The sequence below is a fragment of the Psychrobacter nivimaris genome (assembly GCF_904846365.1).
Classification (GTDB): domain Bacteria; phylum Pseudomonadota; class Gammaproteobacteria; order Pseudomonadales; family Moraxellaceae; genus Psychrobacter; species Psychrobacter nivimaris_B.
This window is the reverse complement of sequence record NZ_CAJHAL010000059.1, coordinates 1-5,981: the sequence shown is the minus strand read 5'-3', so window position 1 is coordinate 5,981 and position 5,981 is coordinate 1. Positions and strand designations below refer to the sequence as shown.

Genomic DNA, 5,981 nt, shown 5'->3' with positions numbered 1-5,981 from the left:
CCAAAAAGTGGTCGATGCCAATCCGTAACTGGACGTCTGCTCTGAATCGTTTTATGATTATGTTTGATGACCGTATCAGCAAGCATTTAATCTAAACGGCAGTTACACAGAATTCGGGATGGTCTCTTAAACTTAAGTTTATTTAGTATTGGTTTAATACTATTGGTTTTCACATTATCTAGTATGCCTACTACCTTCTATACTCTATATTGACCGTTTATACCAAAAAATAATTATGATTAGTGACGTTTAGTTTTAAAAATTGCTATACTAACTTTATATGGCGTATAGTTAATATATCTTGATCGTCTTTAAATAAATTTCAATGATAATAGCCAAAGTTTTACTTGTTTCTTATTAATAAATCGAAAGCTATTTGGATAATAGATCTTTATATGAAATGGTTAGCTTATCTAGAAATTACTATAGCGACGACATGGTGAGTTACTGAGCTAATGCAAGACTACCCTCAAGATTAGCAGTATTTGAGAGTATAGTGCATTGGCTTATTACTCTATTATTTTAACAGTAGACTCTTGTCCAAATATTGTTGTGAAATTCTAGCACTAGTCAAAGTACTAGAATTTTGTTTTATTATTAGAAAATGCTTTCAAAGCTATAATAGCAATATATAAAGAATGATGACTTGTGTGTTTAGATTTATCTAAAACTAATTTTATTTAAAATGGATACAATGAGCATCTGTTGCTATGTATCTTCTATTTATAATGGATTGTTCGAGATGCCATTAGAAATTGAATACTCTTTAGAATTAATTATATTTTATAAATAGAATTAATGGCCAATGAACGATTTGTTCACTGCATTATTTCACGAAAAACAATACCTCAATAGAGGCCACACTCTTATTTTATAGTTGGATTTATTATGAGCAAAAATAACGCAATTGATTTAGAAGATTTGAACGTAGATGAGTTACGTGCTATCACTGAAAACGCTCAACAACTTATCGCCAAAAAACAACATCAACGTTTGTATGATGCCTATATGCAGTTCGAGCAGATTGCAGAAGATAGCAATGCAACGATCGAAGAGATACTGAAAGCTGGTGAAAAGTTAGAGAAAAAACGCAGTATTAAATATCGCAATACTGATGATCATAGTGAAACTTGGACTGGCCGTGGCCGTAAGCCAACGTGGTTAGTCGAAGCGCTAGCAGCAGGTCGTGATATCGAAGATTTTGCTATTTAATTAGCTGTTTTCTTATAAAGTTACTTTCTGTGAATCAGTTTGAAGTTGCTATTGATAATGGTGTATTTATAACCATTTAGCGATAGATATAGCTGCTTTCGAGAAAATAAAAGCCAGTATCTTTACTGCCAGTATTTTGGCAAAAAGATACTGGCTTTTTTTCTGTCATCTATATGCCATTGTTTGTTATGATAATGACGTTTTTGTCTTATATAAGAGTTGTACGACTGTGGCCCAAGTATCTGAGTTTTCTCATAAACGTCCCCGTAAGCTCTGGTGGCTAGTGGGGTTTGTGTTGTTTGCGCTATTTGCTGTTTTGCAAATGCCAGCAGCATGGTTACTTGAGAAATACGCGCCAGATACGCCTTATGTCCAGCATGTATCTGGCAACGTATGGCAAGGTGCTGCCATTTGGCAATTGCCTATGTCATCGACGTCGCTTACAGGTATGGCAGAATGGTCATGGCAGCCTTGGCAGTTACTCATAGGTAAGCTAGGTGCGGATGTTAATATCCACTCAGCACAGACACGTCTGAATGGGCAAGTTAAACTTGGTTTGAACTCATGGCAAGTTGACAACATGAGTGGGAAAGTTGCACCTGAGACGCTAGCGAGTGTGGTCAACTGGCAACTGCCAAATACCCCTATTCAAGTAAATAATGTATCGCTAACGCGTCAGGCTGATAAAAATGACGCATCTAGTAGTGATCCTGCTAAAGACGTTAGCGGATTTAGTGCCGCGGATGGTCAATTGACTTGGGTTGGTGGTGAGGTAGGCTATCCTAGTGGTGGCAAAGTTTTTTATATTACGATGCCTGCTCTAAGAGCCGAGCTTAGTACAGAGCAAAAAAACAATAGAGATTTGCTCCATATTAATTTATTAAACAATCAAGATAAGCGTTTGGGAGATCTGTATCTCGATAGCGATAATATGCTTGATGTCAGTCTGACACAGCGCTTGCTAGAGAACATGCCTGAGTATAAAGGACAAGCTCCTCAAGATACGCCAGTTGTCAGTGTGCGCCAGCCATTGCTAGCTGGTTTGGGGGCGAACTAAATGCTTAATATCGCCGCAAGCCTAAAACCTGTTATCAATATTCTCAATCGCTTTTCAGCTTGGCTACTATTGTTAGCCATTGCTTGGCTATGCTGGACAGCCGCCCGTCTTTTATGGCTACTGCTAGCAGCGCCTTTAGCACCTGCATTGCCTTTAGCGCCTCTACAGAGTAATGACAAATCCACCAACGATTATAGTGGCTTGTTTGCAATCTTTGCTGATCCCGATCCTGTTACCGCAGTCGTGCAACCACCTCCCAACATTGAGCTCAAAGGCGTACTACTAGCCATACCTGAGAGCATGTCTTCCGCCTTATTGAATGTTAGTGGCGAAGTCAAAAATTACCGCATCGGTGATGGACTAAAGGACAGTGATTATACGCTCGTGGCTGTTGATTGGAATTCAGTTATTATCGCTGATGCTAACGATAAAGAAACCGTTATTAAAATGCCAGAGGCGATGCCATTAGACCAGAGTGATATGCTAGCAAGCGGAATAAGCAATCAGCGTTTGCCAAACAATAGCATGTTGCCTACAGCGCCCCAACCAGTACAAAACACTGTTCCTGAGACAGAAGGGACAACTGGCGCAGACACTTCAAAAAGTCCACAGTCGGCTATCGAAGAAGCGGTTACGGCCTTGCAAGAAAACCCTGCCAGTTATCTAAGTAGAATGGGGGTGATGGCATCGGGCGAGAGCTACCAAGTCACAGCGGCGATGCCTGCTGGCCTACGTAATCGTTTAGGGCTTGAGCCAGGTGATAAGGTACTAACTGTCAACGGACAGAGCGTAGGTAATAACCCAGCGCAAGATGCTGGTGTACTTCAGCAAGTACAGCAAGCAGGTGAAGCGCAGATAGAGGTTCAACGTGGTGAGCAAGTTATTACGATTCGCCAGCAGTTCTAGCAAGGTAGGTTTTTAGCAAAATTGCTCTTTAAAAACTCAGCACATAGTAAGCAATATCACTGTAGGTAATCATCAATATGGTAAGTTTTCAGAATTTTTCAGCCACGCCTTTGTACTGTAGCCTGCAGCGTTTGATGCGCCTGTGTCGTCCACTTTGTCTGGCAGTGCCATTATGGGCTGCTGGTGTTGGTCTTGCCAATGCCGAGAGCTGGAAAGTCAATTTGCAAGACGCTGATATAAAAGCCTTTATTAATGAAGTTGCGACCATTACAGATCAAAACTTTGTACTTGATCCACGTATCAATGGTAATGTCACGGTCATCTCCAATAAAGCCTTGTCCCGTGATGAGATCTATCAGCTATTTCTAAGTGTGATGCAAGTGAATGGTATCGCCGCGATTGAGTCAGGAACGACGACAAAACTGGTGCCAGATAATATTGCTAAGCAATCTGGCGTGGCGGTTGATTTACGCGGTGATAGTGTGGGCGAGTCGCTCGCTACTCGAGTTATTTATTTGACCAACACCCAAGCTGCAGAAGTATTAGGTGTTATTCGCCCATTGATGCCGCAGTCGGCTCACGCGGCCGCTGTACCTGGTGTCAATGCGCTAGTATTGTCCGATCGAGCAGACAGCCTTAACCAACTGACAGCCCTTATCCGTGATTTAGACAGTAATGTAAATGACAGTTTGCAAGTGATACCACTACGCCATGTCGATGCTGAACGTATGATGGAGTTGATTAGCGCCTTAGTCTCAAGTGCGGGTAGTGGACAAGCACAAGGTGGCAACAATCAGCTAAAGGTGATTGCTGATACGTCAAGCGATAGACTGCTGGTCAAAGGCAGTCCTGAAATGATTGCTAAAGTCCAAGAAATGGTCAATCAGTTGGATACCACGCCTACCAGACGTTTAAGTGGTCTACGTGTCTTTCGTTTAAAGTATGCTAGTGCGGGTCATATCGCCGATATGTTACGCGGCTTACTTGCTAATCAATCTATCAACAGTGCTGGCGCGACCTCGACACTAGAATCAGCTTCGCTAAATGATGCAAGTAACACAAGCGCTGCAATTAATAATGCAGCCAGCGATAGCTTAGGTAGCAGTGCGGCCGCTGTCTCGACTAGCAGCACAAGTGGAACAAGCACAGGAGTGGGCGGTCGTCCGTTTAGTATTATCGCTGATGAAACTCAAAATGCCGTTATCGTCAATGCCGCCCCTGAGCTCATGTTCGAGATTGAAGATGCAGTCAACCAATTAGACAGTCGCCGCGCACAAGTATTAATTCAAGCTGCCATTGTTGAAGTGTCAGGCGACGATGCCACCCAGCTAGGCGTTCAATGGGCGTTAGGTAACGCCAATAGTGGCTATGGAGTGGTCAACTTTAATAATGTGGGAGCCAGCGCGACGACACTTGCAGCGGCTGCTTTAGCAGGGACGAGTACGGCAGGTATCAGCGCTGCGGCCAGCTCTATCGCGGGTGCACTGATAGGAATTGGAGATAGTCGCAAAGACAGTCAGGGCAATACAGAGTTTTATGGTGCTATTTTGCAGGCGCTTGACTCATCTACCAGTGCTAATTTGCTGTCCATGCCATCGATTTTGACACTCGATAATGAAAAAGCCAGTATCTTAGTTGGTCAAAACGTACCTTTTGTCACAGGCTCTTTTACTACCAGTGGCAACAATTCAAACAACCCATTTCAGACGATTGATCGCCAAGACATTGGTATTAATCTGAATGTCATTCCCCACATTGGTGACAATGGCACAGTACGATTAGAAGTGTCGCAAGAAGTCTCGTCAGTCGTGCCAGGCAGTACGGGTAATGCCAGTGGGCTAATCACCAATAAAAGCCTTATTAATACGACCATTCTAGCGGATGATCAGCAGACGATTGCCTTGGGCGGCCTGATGCGTGACAACACCACCACACGTCAACAGAAAGTTCCTGGACTGGGTAATGTTCCAGTTATCGGTAGACTCTTTCGTTCTGACAACGACAGCACCCAAAAGAGCAATTTGATTATCTTTTTACAGCCGACTATCTTACGTGATGGTGGCGCGGTAGCGAGTGTAACTGAACGCAAATTAAATCAAATGCGAGTGTTGCAGCTGGTCATTGATAAAAACGGCACGATTAAGCAATTACCATTGAGCGGCACTGAAGGTTGGAATGGTAATGTCAGTGCGGATTACGAACTCATGCCGCTTAATCCCCTTATCCCTAAACGCAATCAAGCGCCAAAATCTACTTCGCAAGGCTTTACGAGAGTAGATAGCCCTAATAGCGGTATCACGACCTATCCTCTTAATCGTTAAAATATTAGCTCTATATATAACGGTTAATATGATTCAACTGACATAAATGAATGTACGATGTGATAGACAGTAGTTACATCGTACATTAGCTTGCGTATTCATAACACAGATAAACATAGCCGCTTTTATATTTGGGTATATTGGTTACTAATAGAATAACGAGTTACGTATCTTACTTTTCACCACAGTAAATCAGAAACTAAGATGACAAATTATAAGAATACAAAGAAGTTGTTTTTACTGAGTGTGGCTGCTACTGCGCTATTGCTCATCCCTAGACGCAGTAGTCGAAAGGACAATACGAAAATAGTAAATAACCATGATACCGTATCTGAAGGTAGTGATCTTGAAAATGCAGCTATAGTCAATCCACAATAAAACTGGAACAGCCCATATCCTGAAACAGTTTAGGCAGATTATTCTCCATCCACCCTTGTCGTAGAAACTTTGCTTGCGCCCATTTCTTTTCAATAGGGTTCAGATCA

General features: G+C 42.3%; 4 protein-coding genes. All 4 read left to right on the top strand.

Annotation, left to right across the window (positions count from 1 at the left end; genetic code table 11):
* The first annotated feature begins 888 nt into the window (after positions 1-888).
* Positions 889-1,212 carry an H-NS histone family protein gene (locus tag JMX63_RS14155; protein ID WP_102093828.1) on the top strand — a complete coding sequence of 108 codons (324 nt, stop codon included), beginning with the start codon at positions 889-891 and terminating at the stop codon, positions 1,210-1,212.
* A 229-nt stretch (positions 1,213-1,441) separates the two neighbouring features.
* Positions 1,442-2,269, top strand: coding sequence for a type II secretion system protein N (gene gspN / locus JMX63_RS14150; protein ID WP_201573123.1), 828 nt, complete (start codon positions 1,442-1,444; stop codon positions 2,267-2,269).
* Positions 2,270-3,175, top strand: coding sequence for a type II secretion system protein N (locus JMX63_RS14145; protein ID WP_201573121.1), 906 nt, complete (start codon positions 2,270-2,272; stop codon positions 3,173-3,175).
* 77 nt (positions 3,176-3,252) lie between these two features.
* Positions 3,253-5,496: a type II secretion system secretin GspD gene (gspD, locus tag JMX63_RS14140; RefSeq protein WP_201573119.1), complete on the top strand. Its 2,244-nt coding sequence runs from the start codon at positions 3,253-3,255 to the stop codon at positions 5,494-5,496.
* The last annotated feature ends 485 nt before the right edge of the window (positions 5,497-5,981 follow it).